The sequence below is a fragment of the Streptomyces sp. NPDC057877 genome, assembly GCF_042796855.1.
Classification (GTDB): domain Bacteria; phylum Actinomycetota; class Actinomycetes; order Streptomycetales; family Streptomycetaceae; genus Streptomyces.
In genome coordinates, this window is record NZ_JBHVMS010000012.1 from 38742 (window position 1) to 57941 (window position 19200).

Annotated in this window: 19 protein-coding genes; 8 read left to right on the forward strand and 11 right to left on the reverse strand. The window is 72.6% G+C overall.

The annotated features are described in order from the left end of the window. The first annotated feature begins 9 nt into the window (after positions 1 to 9). The 3 genes from ACFVQG_RS31870 to ACFVQG_RS31880 are packed head-to-tail and all read left to right on the forward strand — an operon-like array spanning position 10 to position 2580. Positions 10 to 1011: a GDP-mannose 4,6-dehydratase gene (locus ACFVQG_RS31870; protein ID WP_383390073.1), complete on the forward strand. Its 1002-nt coding sequence runs from the start codon at positions 10 to 12 to the stop codon at positions 1009 to 1011. A gap of 25 nt (positions 1012 to 1036) precedes the next feature. Next, positions 1037 to 1933, forward strand: a complete 897-nt coding sequence (locus ACFVQG_RS31875; RefSeq protein ID WP_383390076.1) for an NAD-dependent epimerase/dehydratase family protein — start codon at positions 1037 to 1039, stop codon at positions 1931 to 1933. After that, positions 1930 to 2580, forward strand: coding sequence for a spherulation-specific family 4 protein (locus tag ACFVQG_RS31880; RefSeq protein ID WP_383390079.1), 651 nt, complete (start codon positions 1930 to 1932; stop codon positions 2578 to 2580). Before ACFVQG_RS31875 ends, ACFVQG_RS31880 begins: the two co-directional genes overlap by 4 nt. Here ACFVQG_RS31880 and ACFVQG_RS31885 read toward each other — a convergent pair. From ACFVQG_RS31885 to ACFVQG_RS31895, 3 genes are read right to left on the reverse strand one after another with little or no spacing between them, the layout of a single operon-like run. Further along, a complete protein-coding gene (locus ACFVQG_RS31885) occupies positions 2577 to 4643 on the reverse strand; it encodes an iron ABC transporter permease (protein ID WP_383390081.1) in 2067 nt (688 codons plus the stop codon). The two genes, ACFVQG_RS31880 and ACFVQG_RS31885, sit on opposite strands and share 4 nt — an antisense overlap. A 4-nt stretch (positions 4644 to 4647) precedes the next feature. Beyond that, positions 4648 to 5625 (reverse strand): ABC transporter substrate-binding protein, encoded by a 978-nt coding sequence (locus ACFVQG_RS31890; RefSeq protein WP_383390084.1) that lies wholly within the window; start codon positions 5623 to 5625, stop codon positions 4648 to 4650. After that, the gene (locus ACFVQG_RS31895; RefSeq protein ID WP_383390723.1) at positions 5622 to 6458 is read right to left on the reverse strand and encodes an ABC transporter ATP-binding protein; all 837 of its coding nucleotides are present in this window, start codon (positions 6456 to 6458) and stop codon (positions 5622 to 5624) included. The genes ACFVQG_RS31890 and ACFVQG_RS31895 overlap by 4 nt, the downstream gene beginning before the upstream one ends. A 122-nt stretch (positions 6459 to 6580) precedes the next feature. Between ACFVQG_RS31895 and ACFVQG_RS31900 the strand changes: the two genes are divergently transcribed. Then, a complete protein-coding gene (locus ACFVQG_RS31900; RefSeq protein ID WP_383390087.1) occupies positions 6581 to 7399 on the forward strand; it encodes a siderophore-interacting protein in 819 nt (272 codons plus the stop codon). A 7-nt stretch (positions 7400 to 7406) separates the two neighbouring features. Here the strand turns inward: ACFVQG_RS31900 and ACFVQG_RS31905 are convergent, their stop codons facing one another. Continuing rightward, the gene (locus ACFVQG_RS31905) at positions 7407 to 8195 is read right to left on the reverse strand and encodes an alpha/beta hydrolase family protein (RefSeq protein WP_383390090.1); all 789 of its coding nucleotides are present in this window, start codon (positions 8193 to 8195) and stop codon (positions 7407 to 7409) included. Between the two features lie 189 nt (positions 8196 to 8384). On the opposite strand from ACFVQG_RS31905, the gene ACFVQG_RS31910 reads away from it, so the two are divergent. Beyond that, positions 8385 to 9683 (forward strand): flavin-containing monooxygenase, encoded by a 1299-nt coding sequence (locus tag ACFVQG_RS31910; RefSeq protein WP_383390092.1) that lies wholly within the window; start codon positions 8385 to 8387, stop codon positions 9681 to 9683. Positions 9684 to 9742: 59 nt separating this feature from the next. On the opposite strand, the gene ACFVQG_RS31915 is transcribed toward ACFVQG_RS31910, so the two are convergent. The 6 genes from ACFVQG_RS31915 to ACFVQG_RS31940 form a co-directional block, all read right to left on the reverse strand. Then, on the reverse strand, positions 9743 to 10867 hold the full coding sequence (locus tag ACFVQG_RS31915) for a tryptophan dimethylallyltransferase family protein (RefSeq protein ID WP_383390095.1): 1125 nt from the start codon (positions 10865 to 10867) through the stop codon (positions 9743 to 9745). Positions 10868 to 11099: 232 nt separating this feature from the next. Further along, complete coding sequence (locus ACFVQG_RS31920; protein WP_383390098.1) at positions 11100 to 12443, reverse strand: cytochrome P450; 1344 nt, start codon at positions 12441 to 12443, stop codon at positions 11100 to 11102. A 16-nt stretch (positions 12444 to 12459) separates the two neighbouring features. Then, entirely contained in the window at positions 12460 to 13053 is a 594-nt protein-coding gene (locus tag ACFVQG_RS31925; protein WP_383390101.1) for an ATP/GTP-binding protein, read from the reverse strand. Continuing rightward, on the reverse strand, positions 13028 to 13405 hold the full coding sequence (locus ACFVQG_RS31930; protein ID WP_383390103.1) for a DUF742 domain-containing protein: 378 nt from the start codon (positions 13403 to 13405) through the stop codon (positions 13028 to 13030). Before ACFVQG_RS31930 ends, ACFVQG_RS31925 begins: the two co-directional genes overlap by 26 nt. Beyond that, the gene (locus ACFVQG_RS31935; protein ID WP_383390725.1) at positions 13402 to 13782 is read right to left on the reverse strand and encodes a roadblock/LC7 domain-containing protein; all 381 of its coding nucleotides are present in this window, start codon (positions 13780 to 13782) and stop codon (positions 13402 to 13404) included. Before ACFVQG_RS31935 ends, ACFVQG_RS31930 begins: the two co-directional genes overlap by 4 nt. A gap of 14 nt (positions 13783 to 13796) precedes the next feature. Beyond that, positions 13797 to 14966, reverse strand: coding sequence for an ATP-binding protein (locus ACFVQG_RS31940; protein ID WP_383390106.1), 1170 nt, complete (start codon positions 14964 to 14966; stop codon positions 13797 to 13799). A 514-nt stretch (positions 14967 to 15480) separates the two neighbouring features. On the opposite strand from ACFVQG_RS31940, the gene ACFVQG_RS31945 reads away from it, so the two are divergent. Together ACFVQG_RS31945 and ACFVQG_RS31950 are read left to right on the forward strand one after the other, a co-directional pair. Further along, complete coding sequence (locus tag ACFVQG_RS31945) at positions 15481 to 16911, forward strand: vanadium-dependent haloperoxidase (RefSeq protein WP_383390109.1); 1431 nt, start codon at positions 15481 to 15483, stop codon at positions 16909 to 16911. A 121-nt stretch (positions 16912 to 17032) separates the two neighbouring features. Then, entirely contained in the window at positions 17033 to 17737 is a 705-nt protein-coding gene (locus ACFVQG_RS31950; RefSeq protein ID WP_383390110.1) for a hypothetical protein, read from the forward strand. 4 nt (positions 17738 to 17741) lie between these two features. Here ACFVQG_RS31950 and ACFVQG_RS31955 read toward each other — a convergent pair whose 3' ends face one another. Further along, entirely contained in the window at positions 17742 to 18203 is a 462-nt protein-coding gene (locus tag ACFVQG_RS31955; RefSeq protein ID WP_383390113.1) for a flavodoxin family protein, read from the reverse strand. A 150-nt stretch (positions 18204 to 18353) separates the two neighbouring features. Here ACFVQG_RS31955 and ACFVQG_RS31960 point away from each other — a divergent pair, with 150 nt between their 5' ends. Then, positions 18354 to 18956, forward strand: coding sequence for a hypothetical protein (locus ACFVQG_RS31960; protein ID WP_383390115.1), 603 nt, complete (start codon positions 18354 to 18356; stop codon positions 18954 to 18956). Positions 18957 to 19200 lie beyond the last annotated feature (244 nt).

Here is a 19200-nt window from a genome sequence, read left to right on the forward strand (position 1 = left end):
GAGACCGAGTTGACCTCCGCACCGCTCGCCGCGGTCACCGGCGCCGAAGGCTTCATCGGCTCGCATCTCACCGAGGCGCTGGTCGCCTCCGGTCACCGGGTCAGGGCCATGGCCCAGTACAACTCCTTCTCCTCCTACGGCTGGCTGGAGGCGCTGCCCGCCGACGTCCTCGACCAGGTGGAGGTCGTCCTCGGCGACATCCGCGACCCGGGCTCCGCGCACGGTCTGCTGGACGGCGCCGACTGCGCGTACCACCTGGCCGCGCTGATCGCGGTCCCGTACTCCTACCAGGCGCCGCGCAGTTACGTGGACACCAATGTCGTCGGCACCCTCAACGTGCTGGAGGCGGCCCGTGCCCTGGGCACGCCCCGGCTGGTGCACACCTCGACCAGCGAGACGTACGGCACCGCGCGGACGGTACCGGTCACCGAGGACCACCCCGTCAACACGCGGTCCCCGTACGCCGCTTCGAAGGCGGGCGGCGACCGGCTGGCCGACAGCTACCACGCCAGCTTCGGCACCCCGGTGGTCACGCTGCGGCCGTTCAACACCTTCGGGCCACGCCAGTCGATGCGCGCGGTGATCCCCACCGTCATCGGGCAGGTGGTCGCCGGGCAGCGCACCCTCGCCCTCGGGGACCTGCGTCCCACCCGCGACTTCACCTTCGTCGCCGACATCGCGGCGGCGTTCCTCGCGGTGGGCACCGCTCCCGCCGAGCGGGTGGTGGGCCGCACCTTCAACGCCGGTACCGGCGGCGAGATCTCCGTCGGCGATCTGGTCACGCTGATCGGGAAGGTCATGGCCACGCCGCTCGACGTCCGGGAGGACCCCGCCCGTCTCCGCCCCGCCGACTCCGAGGTGATGCGGCTGGTGGCGGACGCCTCCCGGCTCACCGCGGCGACGGGCTGGCGGCCCGCGCACACACTGGAGCAAGGGCTCGCGCACACCGTGGAGTTCTTCCGCGACCCGGCCCATCTCGCCCGCTACAAGACCGGCGTCTACACCATCTGACCCGGCTCAGGGAGGTGAACCGCGTATGCGTGTGCTCGTACTGGGTTCGACCGGCTGGCTAGGCGGTCATGTCTCGGCGGCGCTGCGTGCCGCGCCGGGTGTGCGGGTGCTGGTCGGCGGCCGGGCGGCGGGCGCCGGGTTCGCCGTCGACCTCGCCACCGTGGGCGCCCGGGAGCTGGCGCGGACCCTGGTGTCGGCGGCGCCCGACGCGGTGGTCAACTGCGCGGGCTCGACCGCGGGCGACGCCGTCACCCTCGCGGAGGTGAACGCCCGAGGCCCCGCCGTGCTGTGCGCGGCGCTGCTCGGGGCGGCGCCGAGGGCCCGGCTGGTGCACCTCGGGTCGGTCGCCGAGTACGGCCCGGCGGAACCCGGCAGCCGGGCGACGGAGTCGTCCGCCACCCGGCCGCTGGGCCCGTACGGTGCCACCAAGCTCGCGGGGACGGTGGCGGTGGCCGCGTCGGGGCTCGACGCGGTGGTGCTTCGGGTGGGCAACCCGGTGGGCCCGGGAGCGCCGCCGATCGGGCTGCCCGGCCGGGTCGCCGGGCTGCTGAGGTCGGCCGGACGGGACCCGGGCGCGGTGCTGCGGCTCGGGGACCTGTCCGCGTACCGGGACTTCGTGGACGTCCGGGACGTGGCCCGGGCGACGCTCCTCGCGGTGACCCGGCCCGGTCCGCTGCCGCCCGTGCTCAACGTCGGCGGCGGGGAGGCGGTGCGGGTGCGTGACGTGGTGGGCGTGCTCTCGGAGGTGGCCGGTTTCCGGGGGCGGATCGTGGAGGACGGGGCTGGTTCCGGCCGGTCGGGGCCGGTGTCGTGGCAGTGCTCCGACATCACCGCCGCGCGCGAGGCCCTCGGCTGGCGGCCGTCCCACGCCCTGGACGCCTCGCTGGCCGCGCTCTGGGCGGACGGGGGGCGGACGCCGTGAGTCTGCTGGTCCCGCTGTACGTGCATCCGGCCGAGGACCCCGGCGCCTGGCACCGGCTCATCGCCCGCGCCGACCGCGTCCACGCCGTCGTACTGAACCCGGCGAGCGGCCCGGGCCCGGCACCCGACCCGGCGTTCACGGCAGTGGCCGGGGCGCTGCGGGCGGCGGGGGCCCGGCTGCTCGGCTATGTCGACACGGACTACGGCGCCCGTGACGCCGCCCGGATCACCGCCGAACTGGGCAGGCACCGGCGGTGGTACGGCGTCCACGGCTGCTTCCTGGACCGGGTCACCGCCACCGCGCAGGCCCTGCCCGCCTGCCGCCGCCTGGTGCGCGCCGTGCGCCGGGCGGGGGCGGGGACGGTCGTGCTCAACCCCGGTGTCCATCCCGCGCGCGGCTACGCCCGGCTCGCCGACCTGACGGTCACGTTCGAGGGCCACTGGTCGACGTACGTGTCCGCGTTCAGCCGCCCGGGGTGGGCGGTTCGGCAGCCGCCGGAGCGGCTGTGCCATCTGGTGTACGGGGTGCCAAAGGCACTGGTGCCGCTCGCCGTCCTCACGGCGAGCGAGCGGGGCGCGGGCGTGTGCGGCCCGGTCACGGGGGAGCCGCCCAACCCGTGGTCCGGGCTGACGCCCGCGCTCCGCTAACGCCGGGTGCGGACCAGGAGGTACAGGAAGTACGGCGTCCCGATCACGGCCGTCATCACTCCGGCGCCCAGTTGGGCGGGGGCGATGGCGGTGCGTCCGATGAGGTCGGCGGCGCAGACCAGGGTGGCGCCCAGCAGCAGGGCCACGGGGACGACTCTGGTGTGCCGTCGGCCCACCAGGGCGCGGGCGGCGTGCGGGGCGATGAGGCCGACGAAGCCGATGGTGCCCGCGGCGGCCACGGCGGTGGCGCTGAGCAGCACGCCGACGACGAGGAAGCCGAACCGGGTGGCGGCGGGCCGCAGTCCGAGCAGCGCCGGGGTGTCGTCGTCGAGGCAGACGAGGTCGAGTTCGGCGCGCCGGATCACCGTCACGGCGATGCCGAGGACGAGCACGGCCGCGACCGGCAGGGCGTCGGGCAGGGTGCGGCCGTAGGTGGAGCCGGACAGCCAGGTGAGTGCCTTGGTCGCGTTGAACGGGTCGGTCAGGACGATGAACAGGCTGATGAGCGCGGTCGCCGCGGCGGACACGCCGACGCCGACGAGCACGAGCCGGTTCTGCTGGAAGCCGCCGCGGGCGGCGAGACCGAACACGATGAGCGCGCTGACGGCGGCCCCGGCGAGCGCGGCGCCCGCCACCGCCCACGATCCGGCGAGCGGTGCGGTGGTGACGAGCAGGACGGCGCCGAGGGCGGCCCCGCCGGAGACCCCGAGGATGCCGGGCTCGGCGAGCGGGTTGCGGGTGACGGCCTGCACGAGGGTGCCGGACAGGGCCAGCGCCGCGCCCGCGAGGAGCGCCGCGACGACCCGGGGCACGCGGGTGTCGAGGATGAAGGAGATCGACGGTGCGGCTTCCCCCCGCGCCCAGTTGACGACATCGCCGAGGAGCAGTTTGGCGTCGCCGAGCAGCACCCCGGCGATGGTCACCCCGACCACGGCGGCGACGAGTACGGCGGTGGTCGTGAGGAAGACGGCGCGGCTGGGGATGCGCAGCCGGTCCGGCGCGCTCGCGCCGCCGGTGTCCTTGGCCCGTACCGCCATGGTGACCAGGAACGCGGCGCCGAGCAGGCTGGTGACGACGCCGGTGGGCACGGCGACGGCGGACTGGGCCGTCACCAGCGCCCGCAGCAGGACGTCCGCGCCCAGCACCAGCCCCGCGCCGACCAGTCCGGCGATGGGCAGGGCGAGCCGGGTGCGGCGGTACGGCCCGAGGCGGCGGGCCAGCGGGCGGACCAGGGCGGGCGCGCACAGGCCCACGAAGCCGATGGGCCCGGTCAGGGTGACCGCCGCCGCCGAGAGCAGCGCGGCGAGCACGACGACCGTGATCCGGGTGGCCCGCACGGGCACGCCCAGGCCGCGGGCGGCGTCGTCGCCGAGCGCGAGGGCGTCGACGCGACGGGCCGTCAGCAGCAGTCCGGCGAGGGCGAGCACGGCGACGGGCGCCATCTGGAGGACGCCGTCGAAGCCGTTCTGGCTGATGCTGCCCTGGTTCCACTGGTAGAGGCCCTCGGTCTGCTCCGGGAACAGCAGGAGCAGTCCCTCGGTGACGGAGGACAGGCCGAGGGTGAGCGCGCTGCCCGCGAGGACGAGCCGTACGGTGCCCGCGCCGAGGCCGGACAGTGCCAGCACGACGGCCGCGGCGCCCAGTCCGCCGAGGAACGCCACGCCGGAGGAGGCCAGCAGCGGCAGGGAGACGCCGGTGGCGGCGATCACTCCGAGGGCCAGATAGGAACCGGCGTTGACGGCGAGGGTGTCGGGGGCGGCGAGCACGTTGCGGCTGACCGCCTGGAGGGCGGCGCCCGCTGTGCCCAGCGCGACGCCGACGAGGAGACCGGCGGCCATCCGGGGCAGCCGGGAGGCGATCACCACGGAGGCGTCGGCGGGGTCGGCCCGGCCGGTGAGGGCTTTCCACACCTCGGCCGGGCCGACCGCGGCGGTGCCCTGGGTGATGTCGACGACCGCGAGGGCGGCGACCAGCAGCACGAGCACGGCCGTCACCGCGACCGCGCCTGTCCTGGCGGTGCGTTCCTGCGGACGGACGGCGGGGGTCGTTGCGGTGACGGCCATGGTGTTACTTCGTCAGGGCGTCGACGACGGCGTCGATGTACGCCGACATGGACTGCGGGCCGCCGAACATCCAGATGCCGTCGGGCAGCCGGTGCACGTTCCCCTTCTTGACGAAGGTGAGCGACTTCCACACGGAGTTGTCGGCGAGTTCCTTGCCGAACGGGTCGCTGGCCTCGTCGCCGTCACTGCCGATGTAGGCGAACCGCACGTCGCCGAGTTCGGTGAGGCCCTCGACGTCGGTGGCGGCGAGGCCGTAGTCCTTGTCGCCCTCGAGGGTCCAGGCGTTCTTCAGGCCCAGTTCCTCGTTGACGGCGCCGATGAGGGAGCCGCTGGTGTAGGGGCGTATGGAGACCTGGTTGGACATGACGTAGCCGTCGGCGAAGGCGATGTCGGCGCCGTCGAGTCCGGCGTCGGCGAGGGCCTTCTTGCCTTCGGCCACCTTGGCGTCGAAGGCGTCCTTGGCCTTGGTGGCCTCGGCCTCGGTGCCGGTGGCCTCGGCGATCAGGTCGAGGTTCCTCTTCATCTGCCCGATCTGGTCGGCCGCGTCGGCCGGGCGGATCTGGAGGACCGGGGCGATCTTCTTGAGCTGCTTGACCGCGGCGGCCGGGAGGTCGGTGGTGGCGACCACGAGGTCCGGGCTGAGCGCGGCGATGGTGTCCATGCTGGGCTCGCCGCGGGTGCCGATGTCCTTGGGGTCGTTCTGCAGCGGGGCGGAGGTGTCCCAGGTCGTGTAGCCCTTGACGTCGGCGACGCCGACCGGGTCCACACCGAGGGTGACGAGGCTTTCGACGACGTTCCACTCGGTGCCGACGACCTTCTCGGCGGGCCCGTCGAGGGTGACCTTGGCACCGCTGGCGTCGGTGAGGGTGATGCTCTCGGTGCCCTTGTCGGAGGCGGTGCCGGAGTTCTCGGTGGTGCCGCAGGCGGTGAGGGCGAGGGCGGCGGCGCAGGCGGCGGCGGTGCCGATGAGGGAGCGTCTCATGAGGTGGTGCTGAGCCTTTCGGTGCGTGCGTGGTGGCGGCCGATGGCGCGGGTGCGCAGATGGCCGGTGAGGGGGTCGGTGCCGACCTCGATCCGGATGCCGTAGATCTCGGTGAGGCGGTCGGGGGTGAGGACGTCCTCGGGCGGGCCGTCGGCGACGACGCGTCCGGCGTGCAGCAGGGCGACGCGGTCGGCGACGGCGGCGGCCTGGTCGAGGTCGTGCAGGACGACGCCGACGGCGATGCCGTGCTCGTCCGCCAGGTCCCGCATCAGGTCGAGGAGTTCGACCTGGTAGCGCAGGTCCAGGTAGGTCGTGGGCTCGTCCAGCAGGAGTACGCCGGTCTCCTGGGCGAGGCAGCTCGCCAGCCAGACGCGCTGGAGCTGGCCGCCGGAGAGGTGGTCGGCGGCGCGGTCGGCGAGGTCCGCGACGCCGGTCATGGCGAGGGCGCGGGCCACGGCGACGGGGCCGTCCGGGTCGGGTCGGCCCCAGCGGCCACGGTGCGGGTACCGCCCGAATTCGACGACGTCCCGTACGGTCAGCCCGCTGGGGGTGGGGCGTTGCTGCGTCAGCATGGCGACACAGCGGGAGAACTCACGGGCCGTCAACGCCAGCCCGTCCGTCTCGCCGCCCTCGCCGTCCCCTACGGTGAGCGTGCCGCCGCGCGCCCGCTGGAGGCGGGCCAGGGTGCGCAGCAGGGTGGACTTGCCGCTGCCGTTGGGGCCCACCAGGGCGGTCACCTCGCCGGGCCGGAGCGCGATCGCCGCGTCATGGACGACGTCGACGCCGTCGTAGGCGACGGTCACGTCCCGGGCCGCCAGTTGGCGACCGCGCACGTAGGGGGCCTCGTAGGCCGTTTCACCTCTGCTCACGCGATGAGGTTAGCCTACCCTTATCTTTGGCGCGATCACGGGGGTCTGACTGAATTCATACTAAGGCTAGGCTAACCTCCCTGACCATGGCGACAACACGGCCGCTGATGCCGCAGAACCCCCAGCTGTTCCGGGCCGAGGTGCTCCGCTCCGAGCGGGTCTCCCCCTCCCTCCAGCGAGTGACCGTCTCGGGCCCGGACCTCACCGGCTTTTCCTGGCTCGGCTACGACCACTGGTTCCGCCTCTTCCTGCGCCTGCCCCACCAACGCGGGCTGCGGCTGCCGGAGTTCGAGGGCGGCCGGTGGTGGCAGCCCTACCTGGCCATCCCCGAGGACGAGCGCCCGCACTGCGCCAACTACACGGTCGCCGGCTTCCGTCCCGCCGCCGCGGAGATGGACATCGACTTCGTCGTCCACCACGGCCCGACCGGCGAACCCGAGGGCGGCGCGGCCATCTGGGCCTGCCGGGCCCGCCGCGGCGACGAACTCGCCCTGCTCGACCAGGGCCTGCTGTTCGACCGGCCCACGGGCGCCTCCGAGGTCCTGCTGGTGGCCGACGAGAGCGGACTGCCCGCGACCACCGGCATCCTGCGGTCCCTCCCCCGCGACACCGTCGGCCACCTCATCCAGGAGGTCCCCGCCCCCGGCGACCGGCGCACCCTGGACGCGCCCGCCGCGATGACCGTCACCTGGGTGGTCCGCGACTCCACGGCCACCGTCCCCGGCACCGCCGCCCTCACCGAACTCCGCCGCCACACCCGTGTCGACCCCGTCGGATACGCCTACGTCGTCGGCGAGTCGACCCTCGCCGCCGAGGGCCGCCGCCATCTGCACGCCTCGGGCCTGCCCAAGGACCGCATCACGTTCTCCGGCTACTGGAAGCACCGGCTGCACGAGGCGGCCTGAACCTCCCTCACCCGGACAGCGGCGGCAGCTGGCGGGCGCCCCACGCCGCGAGCACGTCCGCCACGAACTCCGCGTCGCGTGCCCGGGTCAGCAGATGGTCGGCGCCGTCGATGGCGACGAAGCTCTTGGGGTGCCGGGCGGCGTCGAAGATGCGGCGCGCGTTGTCGACGCCGACCAGTTCGTCCACGGGCGAGTGCAGCACCAGCAACGGGACCCCGAGCCCGGCGACGCGCTCGCGCTGGGGCTGTGCGGCGATGTCGTCGAGGAAGGCGCGGCGGATCCGGAAGGTCCGCCCGCCGAGCCGCACCGCCGCCTCGCCCGTCCGCTCGATCTCGGCCCGGCTGTCGGCCAGCAGCCGCAGTACATGGGTGGTCTCCGCGGGCGCGCCGATCGTCGCGACCGCCCGCACCTCCGGCACGCGCGGCGCCGCCGCGAGGACCGCCGCGCCGCCGAGCGAGTGGCCGACCAGGAGGGCGGGCGCCCTGTGCCGCTCCCGCAGATGTCCGGCCGCCCGCACCAGGTCGTCGACGTTGGAGGTGAAGTCGGTGGTGCCGAAGTCCCCGCCGGACTCGCCGAGTCCGGTGAAGTCCAGCCGCAGGACCGCCACCCCCCGTCCCGCCAGGCCGCGCGCCACCCGGGCCGCGGCCACGGAGTCCTTGCCGCAGGTGAAGCAGTGCGCGAACAGGGCGTAGGCGCGCGGCGGGGTACGCGGCCGGTCCAGCCGCGCGGCGAGGGGCTGGCCCCGCGAGCCGGTGAACTCCACCCGGGTCTCCGTGAGGGCGTCGCGCTCCGGCACGGTCCACCTCCTCGGCTGCGCTCCACCCGACCACTCTCGCGCACCGGCGGCCTCGTGACACCCGCGTCCATGCCGTCGGAGGGCCGACTGCGTGACCTGGACGACAGTCCTCCCGGGTGTGAAGGCAGAGGCCCTTGGGCAGTCAATGCCCGTGCGAAACGAACTGGTGTCGGTGCTGTGGGGGATACCGTGCGCGTGTGCGTGATCGGTGCAGGTCTGTCCGGGCTGGCTGTGGCACGTGCGCTCAAGGAGTACGGGATCGACTTCGTCTGCCTGGAGAAGGCTCCCGAGGTCGGCGGGATCTGGCGGCGGCCGGGTGCCGGGGAGCCGGGCCCGGGCTATCAGTCGCTGCATCTCAACACCGCCAAGCAGCTCACCGCCTACCGCGACTTCCCGATGCCGGACGCCTACCCCCTCTACCCCCGGCATGACGAAATGGCCGCGTACCTGCGGTCCTTCGCCGAGTGGGCGGGGGTGCTCGACCGGGTCGAGACGCGTACCGAGGTGGTCTCGGTGCGGGAGCGGTCGGATGGGATGTGGACGGTCGTCAGCCGGGACGCGCAGGGGAGCATGGCCGCGCGCCGGTTCGAGCGGGTGATCGTCGCCTCCGGGCACAACTCGGTGCCGTCGATGCCCACTCCGCTGCCGCCGGGGGCCGACACCTTTGCGGGAACGATCCTGCACTCCCTGGACTACCGCGACGGCAGCGACTTCGCGGGCCAGCGGGTAGTCGTCGTGGGCCTCGGCGCCTCCGCCGTGGACATCGCGGCCGACCTCTCCCGGCACGCCTCCCGGACCCTGCTGTCGGTCCGCCGGGGACTGCACATCCTGCCCAAGCAGCTTTTCGGCATGTCCCTGGACGAGATCGCCGAGGCGCCCTGGTGGACCGCGATGTCCTTCGACGAGCAGCGCCGGTTCGTGGCGCAGTCCCTGCTCGTGGCCCGGGGCAGGCTGGGCGACTACGGGCTGCCCGAGCCCGACCACCCGATCTTCTCCTCGGCCGTGACCATCTCCGACGAGATCCTCAGCCGGATCCGGCACGGCACGGTCACCCCGAAGCCGTCGATCGCCTCCTTCGAGAGGAACCGCGTCACCTTCACCGACGGCACCTCCGCCGAGGCGGACACCGTGGTCTACTGCACCGGCTTCCGCATGGACTTCCCCTTCCTGCCCGCCGGGTGCCCGGCCGGGACGGACGGCGCGGTCCGGCTCTACAAGCGGGCGGTCGCGCCGGAGCGGCCTGGGCTGTACTTCGTGGGGCTGGTCCGCCCGCTGGGTGCCATCACCCGCCTGGTGGAGGCCCAGGCCCACTGGCTCGCCCGGATCATCGCCGGTGAGACGGGGCTGCCGCCCGCCGAGGCGATGCGGGACGAGATCGACGCCTACCTCGACGGGGTCGTACGGCGTTACGGCCGTACCGAGGGCGCTTCCATCCAGGTCGACGTCGGCCCCTATCTCGGCGAACTGCGCGAGCTGCAGGCCGTCTAGCCGCCCGCGCCCGTACGACGACAGGCTCCCTGCGGTCCGTCCGCCGGGAGCCTCTCGTGTCAGCGGACCGCTTCCAGCGGGGCACTGGCCGTGCCGTTCGGCGGGCGGACGGCGTACGCCTCGCAGGAGAGGTACGCCGTCACCCGCGGCGGGCTGCCCTGCTGGTGGACGAGGGCCAGGTAGGAGATCAGTCCCACGCCGTCCTCGGGCCGCCGGTCGGTGACGGCGGCCAGGGCACGGGCCAGGGGTGCCGGGTCCATGCCGTGGCGGTGCAGGACCGCCGCCGCGCGGGTCAGGGACTCACCGTCGTGCCGGGCGTAGTCGCGGACCGGGATGTGCAGGGTGAAACCGGTCGGGCGGGCCGCCGCCGTGTCGGTGAGTGCATGACAGGTCAGGGCGGGGCGCCGGTTGAGGCTCCGCGCCCCGGCGCCCGCGACCGTGCGGAAGAACTCCTCGACGGTCGTGGGATCGGGGCCGCCGTCCATGCGGGACAGGCCCGGCGCCTCGACGGGCGAGAGGTTGTCGTGGCGGAGGTAGACCTTGACCCTGGGGGTGTCCCAGTCGCCGAGATCCAGGGCGAGGAAGGGGCGTCCGTCGGCTTCCGGCAGGGCCTCCACGGCCCGTCGGTGGCCGAGGCGGCGGAGGGCTTCGCGCACCGTGTCAGCGGAACGTTTCCGCCCCGACGCCGCCGGGTTCAGGTACACCTTCACGCCGGGTACTCCCCCATGCCGCAGCTCCAGCGCGATCCACAGGGCCAGGGGTCCCTTGGGCGACTCGGGCAGGAACAGGTCCTCGAGGTCGTCGAGGCGGTCGGTGCTGAAGTGCCAGCGCCTGGCCATGGCCCGGACGGTCCTGAGCCCGACGCGGCCGTTGCGGGCCAGGCTGCCTGCGCCGCAGCCTGGTTCCACCAGGACCCGCAGGGCGGGTGCCGTGCCGGGCCGGAAGGAGAGCGAGAACTCCACCGGGGTGTGGTCGTCGGACAGGAAGGTCGTGGCGGCCGGGGGCAGATCGAGCGGCCGGTCGGCCACCGCCCCCAGGGACTCGGTCAGGACGTCGGCGTAGGTGTCGGCGTCGGCCTCGGACAGGCCCGCCACGGCGCCGAGCCGGTGCAACTGCCCGGCGGTGCGGGCGCCGAGGGTCGCGAGGGCGGGCTCGTCGCGGTCACCGGCCCGCAGGCGGGTCACCGGGCCGCCCGCGACGGGTCGACGGGGGCAAAAAGATACCCGCCTGGCGGGGCGGGTACCGGGGGGTGGTCCGACGGTTGGGGGTGTGGTCTGCCGGGACGATAAGCGACATCGACAGATATGTGACGCATCACGCCTCCTTAGCCTCGTAAGCGTTCGGATGCCGCGTGCTCACTACCCGTACCGTTGAACCTTCATGCGGTGGGCGAAACTCGGTGCGATGTGGAGTGCGTCACCCCTTGAGCCAGGTGAGGAAGTTGCTCCACAGTCCGCGTTCGGGCTTGCGCTCCTCCGTCGCGGGGGCGGCGGCCGGGGTCTCCGTGCGGGACTGCGCGGCGGACTGGCGCAGCGGGCGGATCGGGGTGTAGCGGGCGGGGAGGGTGGCCAGGGCGCGGTTGAAGGGGCCCGGACGCCAGGTCAGGCTGTCCTCCGGCACGGCGAGTTCGACGTCCGGCAGGTGGTTCAGCAGGTTCTCGATGGCGGTCACCGTGATCTGCCGGGCCGGTTCCTTGGACGGGCAGGCGTGCGGGCCCGCGCTCCACGCCAGGTGGGCCCGGTTGGACCCGGCCTGCCGGGCGGCCGTCAGCGCCGGGCCGGTGTTGGCGGCGGCGAAGCCGACCAGCACCAGGTCGCCCGCGTGCAGGTGCTGTCCGGCGAACTCCATGTCCGAGGCCGGGTAGTGCGGCGCGTAGTTGGACATGGGAGGGTTCTCCCACAGCGTGTCGTCGATGGCCTCCTCGATCAGTCCGCCCTCGCGCGCGTACCGGTCATGGGTGAGGAGCCGGTGCAGGGTGTTGCCGATGAGGTTGCGCAGCGGTTCGGCGCCCGCGCCGAGCAGCAGGGCCAGCTGGTGGACCATCTCCTCGTCGCTCAGGGCCGCCTGGTGCTGCATCAGCCAGGAGGTGACGTCCTCGCCCGGCCGGGACCGCTTGATCGCGACCAGCTCGCCGACCGCCTGGTAGAGCACCCCGACGGCCTTCTCCGCGTTGACGCCGTCGAACATGCCGGAGATCCCGAACAGCACCCGGTCGCCGATGTCGGCGGGGCAGCCGAACAGCTCGTTGAAGACGAACAGCGGAAGCTGCTTGGCGTAGTCGCCGAGCAGGTCGGCCGAACCGCGGGTGCCGAACTGCGAGATGAGGTAGTCGGAGATCTGCTCGGTGGAGCGGGCCAGCCGCCTGCTGTCGACCCGGGCGAAGCTGTCGGTCACCGCCTGCCGCAGCCTGATGTGCTCGGCGCCGTCGGCGAACATGCAGTTGGGCCGGTAGGCCAGCAGCGGCGCGACCGGGCTGTCCGGGCTGATCTTGCCCTCGTTGAAGGCCCGCCAGCGGCGCGCGTCCTTGCGGAAGGAGGAGGAGTCCTGGAGCAGTTGCAGGGCGGAGGCGTAGTCCGTGACCAGGGTGGCCTCGACTCCGGGGGCGAGTTCCACGGGCGCGGCGGGGCCGTAGTGGCGCAGGAACTCGTAGTACGCCTGCGGGTCGGCCGCGAACTCCGGCCCGTACAGCGGCACTCTGCCGCCGGAGCCATGGGCCGGGCACCCCGGCGGGGGGACCGGGGTAGTGGGTTGAGCGTCCATATGTGCTCTCAGCTTCCTAGTGGGCACGGTCCAGCAGATAGCGGACGAGGGTGGTCAACGCGGCGGCCGACGACTTCTCGTCGCGGGCGTCGCAGGTGACGACGGGGGTGTCGTCGAGCAGGTCCAACGCCTCGCGCAGGGCCGCCTCGGTGCGCTCCGGCGACCCGTCGAAGTGGTTGACGGCGATGGCGTAGTCCAGGCCGTACTGCTCGATCAGGTCGATCACGGCGAAGGAGTCCGCCAGCCGCTCGGGGTCGACCAGCACCAGCGCGCCGAGAGCGCCGCGTGCCATGTCCTCCCACATCTGCACGAAGCGCAGCTGCCCGGGGGTGCCGAACAGGTACAGCACGACCCGGTCGCTGATGGTCAGCCGGCCGAAGTCCATGGCGACCGTGGTGGTGGTCTTGCCGTGCACGCCCTTGAGGTCGTCGACGGACTCGGCGGCCCGGGTCATCGTCTCCTCGGTGGACAGCGGCTCGATCTCCGAGATCGAACCGATGAACGTGGTCTTGCCCACCGCGAAGTGCCCGACGACCAGGATCTTCACCGCCGTCTGTGCCGCGCCGCCGCGCACATAGGCCTGCTCACCCAAACTTGGCGCGGAGCCCATTCAGCACCTCCTCCAGGATCTGCCGCTCGGCGAGCGGCGCCCGCTGCACCGGCGGGCGGGTGATGAGGTAGCCGCCCTCCGAGAGCGAGGCGAGCAGGATCCTCACCACGCCCAGCGGCAGCCGGGTGTGCCCGGCGACCTCGGCGACCGACAGATAGCCGGCCGAGCAGACGTCCAGCAGGCTCTGCTCCTCGGGGGACAGCCGGGTCGGCCGCTGCGCGTGGTCCTCCGCCGCGGTGACCAGGGTGATGAGGGAGAGCTGTTCCTCCTGGGGCAGCCCGCGCCCCTTGGTGATGACGTACGGACGCACTAATTCGGCGCCCTCGGGCTGCCACTCCTCCTGCCCCGTCATGAGCGGGCGCCGAGGTTCTCGCGCGGCGGCGTCGTCAGCTCCTTGCCCAGCCGCCCGACGAGCTGCTGCATCCGGAAGGTGATGTCCGCCATGTCCACGTCCGGCGACGCCGAGACCGCGAGGTAGGCGCCCTCACCGGCGGAGATCAGGAAGACCCAGCCGCCGTCGAACTCGACCAGCGTCTGCCGCCACCGCTGGCTGGGGTCCTCACAGAAGAACCCCAGGGACCGGCTGAGCGACTGCACCCCGCTCATCGCGGCGGCGACCCGGTCGGCATCGTCCTTGTCGAAGTCCTTCGTACGGGCCATCAGCAGACCGTCGGCGGATATCAGGACCGCATGCAGTGCGCCGGGAATCTCCAGGGCGCTGTCGAGCATCCACGACAGATCGTTCACGAGACCTCATGCCCTTCGCTGCTTGCTTCACGTGTGCGGCTCGTCTGCTCCCCCGATTCGGGTCGCGCCGCCCGTCCGGACTGCGTCCCCCGCTGGAAGGCGCCCATGATCGCCGCGGTCTCGGCGCCGGAGCGGGAGGCTCCGCCGGAGTCCGCCGGGGCGCTGGAGCCCGGCACGATGGCCATGGGCCGCTTGCGGCGTCGCCGGGGCAGTCCGTCGCTGGTCGAGCCGGTGGTCAGTCCGGGCTCGGGTCCGCCGTCGCGGGCGAGGGCGGCCGGGCTGGAGGCCGGTGACTTCTTCTCGGGCATGCCGGTGAGCAGGTCGTGCGGCAGCAGGACGACGGCGCGTACACCTCCGTAGGGAGAGGTGGAGTCCACGGCCACCTCGAAGCCGAACCGTTCGGCGAGCACACCGATCACCGAGAAACCGAACTGCGGCGGGTTGCCGAGGCCGGAGACGCCCGAGGCGCGCTCGCTGGAGAGCAGCCGCTGGGCGCGCACCCGCTCCTCGTCGCTCATGCCGACACCGGCGTCGTCGACGATGATGCAGATGCCCTTGGGCACGGGCCGGATGTTGATCTCCACCACGGTGTCCGGGCTGGAGTAGCTGGTGGCGTTGTCCAGCAGCTCGGCGAGGGCCAGCGCGACCGGCTCGACGGCCCGGCTGGTGATGCCGAAGTCGGCCTGGGAGAGGATCTCGACGCGGCGGAAGTGCCTGATGCGCCCCTGTGCGCTGCGCACCACGTCGTACACCGAGGCGACGTCGCGACGGCCGCCCAGCCAGCCGTCGCACAGCACCGCGATGGACTGCGCGCGCCGGCCGAACTGCGAGTTGGTGTGGTCGATCTCCAGCAGGTCCTCGAGGATGACCGAGTCGCCGTACTTGGTCTGGAGCCGGGACAGCACGAGCTGCTGTTCGGCGGCGAGACCCTGGAGGGTCCGCATCGCGGACTTCAGTACCGTCTTGGTGGCGTCCTCGGCCTGCTCCTGCGCCGTGCGGACGGATTGTGCGTAGTCGTTCTCCAGCTCCGTGTAGTGAGCCTTGAGGCCCTGGATCTCCTGCCGTAGATTCCGCGCCGCCCTGCGCTGGCGGACCACGAGGGTGACGGCGACAACGATGGCAGCGAGCAGCACCAAAAGCACTGCGATCACTATGTATTCCGTCATAAGACTCTCTTCAGGCGACTGACGGCCCGCTTGCTGAATTCCCGTGTCTTGTGCGGAAGCACCGGCGGACCGCCCGCACCGGGGTTGCCGCCCGGGCTGTCCCTGAAGTCGGAAGATGCCGTCGTGCACCCGTCCACCCGCTCCGCAAACGCGGTGATCGTATCACCGGACAAACACATGAATGGACGTCAACAGAGCTGGCTACGGCGGTCCTTGAGCACGCGCCGGGGCCCGACGGAACGACCGCCTCCGGCGGTGCGGGCAAGCCGCCAGGTCAGACCGCGTCAGTGCGCACCGGAACACTCACTCCAGATGTGAAAAGTCGCGGAATTACCGATTCACCCGGAACTTGCGGCGTGCCCTGAGACGTCTCCCCCTCAGTGGTGCGAGCCGCGCACCGCCTTTCAACGGGGACAACGGGGAGAACCGGGGGATTTCTATGAGTGACCGCCGTTTTGCCGCACGACAGCTGCGTGTACGCGCGGCCGAAGCGGAATTCCAGCGTCACGTACCGGTGCAGACGGCCAACGGAGAGGAGTCCGACTACGCGCCGCTGCCCTTCATCGCCAACTACTCCAAGGGCCTGCCGCACAACGACCAGGGCGAGGTGGACCCGGCGGCCTACAACCTGCTGCGCCGCGCCCTGCACACCGGACGGCCCGAGGACTTCGAGCGGATCCCGCTGGGCGGCCCGCGCAAGCTGGTCAACCCGCAGTGCGGGCTGGCCTTCGACACCCAGGGCCCGGACGCCCAGGCGCTGACCCTGCCGCCCGCACCGCGCATCGACAGCGCGCGGAACTCCGCCGAGGCGGTCGAGCTGTACTGGATGGCGCTCTGCCGTGACGTGCCCTTCAGCGACTTCACCACCCACCAGGACGCCACCGACGCGGCGGCCGAACTGTCCAGGATGCCCGCCCTCGGCGGCCCAGTCCTCGGCGGCGACGTCACCCCGCAGACCCTCTTCCGCGGGAACACCCCGGGCGACCTCGCCGGGCCGTACGTCTCGCAGTTCCTGCTCAAGGACATCCCGTTCGGCACCCTGCTGATCCAGCAGCGGCAGGACACCCTGGTCCGCCCGGTCGACCACCTGACGACCTGGGACGACTGGCTGGAGGTGCAGAACGGCGACACCACCGTCCCGGACAAGCGCGACCGCACCAACCGGCGCTACATCCAGACGCCGCGCGACCTCGCGCACTACGTCCACTTCGACGCGCTGTACGAGGCCTACCTCAACGCCGCGCTCATCCTGCTGGGCTCGAACGCCCCGGTGGACGCGGGCAACCCGTACCACTACTCCCACAACCAGGAGGGCTTCGGCACCTACGGCGGACCCCACATCCTGTCACTGGTGACCGAGGTCGCCACCCGTGCGCTGAAGGCCGTGTGGTACCAGAAGTGGTACGTCCACCGGCGGCTGCGGCCGGAGGAGTTCGGCGGCCGGGTCCACCAGCACCTGAGCAACGAGCGCGACTACCCGATCGACCCCGGCGTCCTCGGCTCCACCGCCGTCGACCGGGTCTTCAAGAAGTACGGCAGCTATCTGCTCCCGCAGGCGTTCCCCGAGGGCAGCCCGACCCACCCGTCCTACGGCGCCGGGCACGCCACCGTCGCGGGCGCCTGCGTGACCCTCCTGAAGGCCTGGTTCGACGAGACGCACCTCCTCGCCGACCCGGTCGTGCCCGCCAAGGACGGCAAGGGTCTCAAGCAGTACACCGGCCCGGACGCCGGGCGGCTGACCGTCGGCGGCGAACTCAACAAGGTCGCCGCCAACATCGCCATCGGCCGCAGCATGGGCGGGGTGCACTGGCGCTCCGACTACAGCGCCTCGGTCCGCCTCGGTGAGGAGATCGCGGTCGGCCTGCTGCGGGAGGCGAAGGAGGGCACGCTGGAGGACGCGTACTTCAGCCTCACCCGCTTCGACGGCACCACGATCTCCATCTAGTCGCGGGGCCCTGCGCACGCGGACGACCGTCCCGGCCGGTCAGGTCCCCCGGCCGGGACGGCCGTCCGCGCCCTGACGGGCAGTAAGGTGCCGGTGATTCCGGCGCACTTCGGGGGACGACATGGATCCACTCATCAGCTTCACCACCCTGGCCGCCTCCAGCCTGGCCTCGGCCGCGGGCAGCGACGCCTGGCGGGCGGCCGTCGAGCGGTTCCGCTCCCGCCAGTCGGAGGGGCAGCAGCCGGGTCAGACGGGGGAACCCGGTCAGGAAACCCCGATCGGCCTCCCCGGCACGCCTTCCGGCGCCTCCGCCGACCCCGCCGCGACGGCGGCGCCCAACCCCAGCCAGGCCGCCCTGTCGGACGTACTGGAGAAGTACTACAAGAAGGTCGGCCGACGCGCCGACATCAGCTTCTTCGCCGCGATCGCCGCGGCGGTCCTCGGCTATCTCATCATCGCCGCGGGCATTCTCGTCGGCGTCTACCACTCCGACGACCTGGCCCTGGCGGTGGTCATCACCGCGTCCGGCATCTTCTCCCAGGTGCTGTCGTTCTTCTTCTTCCGCAACCGGGCCGAGGAACGCAGGATGATGATCCAGGCTCTCGGGGACCTGCGCCAGGACGCCGAGCGCAACGCGCGCGCCACCCGCGCCCTGGACCTGATCTCCCAGGTCCAGCAGCCGCTGCTGCGGGACAACCTCGCCGCCGCCATCGCCCTGGAGCTGAGCGGTGTCGCCCCCGACCTGAAGAACCTGCACGGCTCGCTCCAGCTGTTCGCCACACCGACCGTGTCCCCGGCGCAGCGCAACGGAGAGCAGCCGGTCTGACGCCTCAGACGCCCTCGCCCATCAGCCCGGCGGCGAGCGTCGCCCCCAGCTCCCAGCACGCCTCCACATCGGACTTGGCCGGTTCACCCGTGACGGTCACGGGATCCGCCGCACGCCGCCAGCCGAGGCCCGTGGTGATCGACTCGATGGCCCGGACGGCGCCCGTGACGTCGTTGCCGCCGTGCACGTAGTAGCCGAACGGCCTGCCCCGGGTGGCGTCCAGGCAGGGGTAGTACACCTGGTCGAAGAAGTGCTTGAGGGCACCGGACACATAGCCCAGGTTCGCCGGGGTGCCCAGCAGGAACCCGTCGGCGGCGAGCACATCGGACGCCGTCGCGCCCAGCGCGGCCCGCCGCACCACCCGCACCCCCTCGATCTCCGGCGCGCTCGCCCCGGAGACGACGGCCTCGAGGAGCGTCTGACAGTTCGGCGAGGGCGTGTGATGCACGATCAGCAAGGTGGCCACGGTCGAACCCTGCCGCCTCGCCGCCACCGGTCGCAAGCCGCCTCCGCTGTGACAAAGCTGTGGCACGGGCGGAGCACAACGAAACCGGCCCACGGCGGGTCGTACGAGATGCAGGACCCAAACCCGCACCAACGCCCCAGGGGGATCACCATGAACGTCCGTACCCGAGGTGCCCGGCTCGCCGTCGCCGCGCTGGCCACCGGAGCCGCTGTCGCCGTGGCCGCGGCACCGGCCACCGCCTCCGCGCCCCGCTTCCTGAAGCCGGCCGAGCTGCCGCCGCACCCGTCCTCGCCCTGGTACGCCGGACCGGTCACCGCCGGTCAGCCGGACCCGCTCCCGATGTGCGTCGGCCAATCCCTGCCGTCGATCGCCAGTCACCGCGCCTACTGGACCGAGATGGACACCAACGCGCTCCAGGTGACGGTCGTCGAGCGGGACGCGCGCCGGGCCAAGACGTTCGCGGCACAGCTCCGCAAGGACCTCGCGACCTGCGCGCAGAAGCTGGAAAAGGAGTACCCCGACATCACCGCGTCCCAGAAGTACTACGGACGCCTCAAGGTCGAGGAGGGCGCCCATGTGTACGGCGTCCACACCGAGGCGTCCTGGGGTGCCTCCGACATCGCGCTGTTCTCGGTCGGCCGGGACGGCAGGACGGTGACCGTCGTGCGGTGGGCGCAGCTGGGCGACTTCCGGCACGCCCAGGTCGCCGACTTCAAGGCCACCACGGTGACGGCGGTCAACAAGCTGTACTGAGCCGGGGGCGCGCGGGTGTCATACGTGCGCCTCACCCGAGTGGCGCTGCCTCGGCGGGGGGCCTAGTAATGGGCAGGGAAAGCACCACGTGCCGCCTTCGGAGGGGCAGGGGGCGGCCGGACCACTCCCCCTGGAGCGCGCATGACCACGCCCTCGACACCCAACCCTTCGAACCCGACCGCCACGGCCCCCACGGAACCGGTCCCCGGCACGCAACCGGTAGCCAGCACGGAACCGGTGCCCA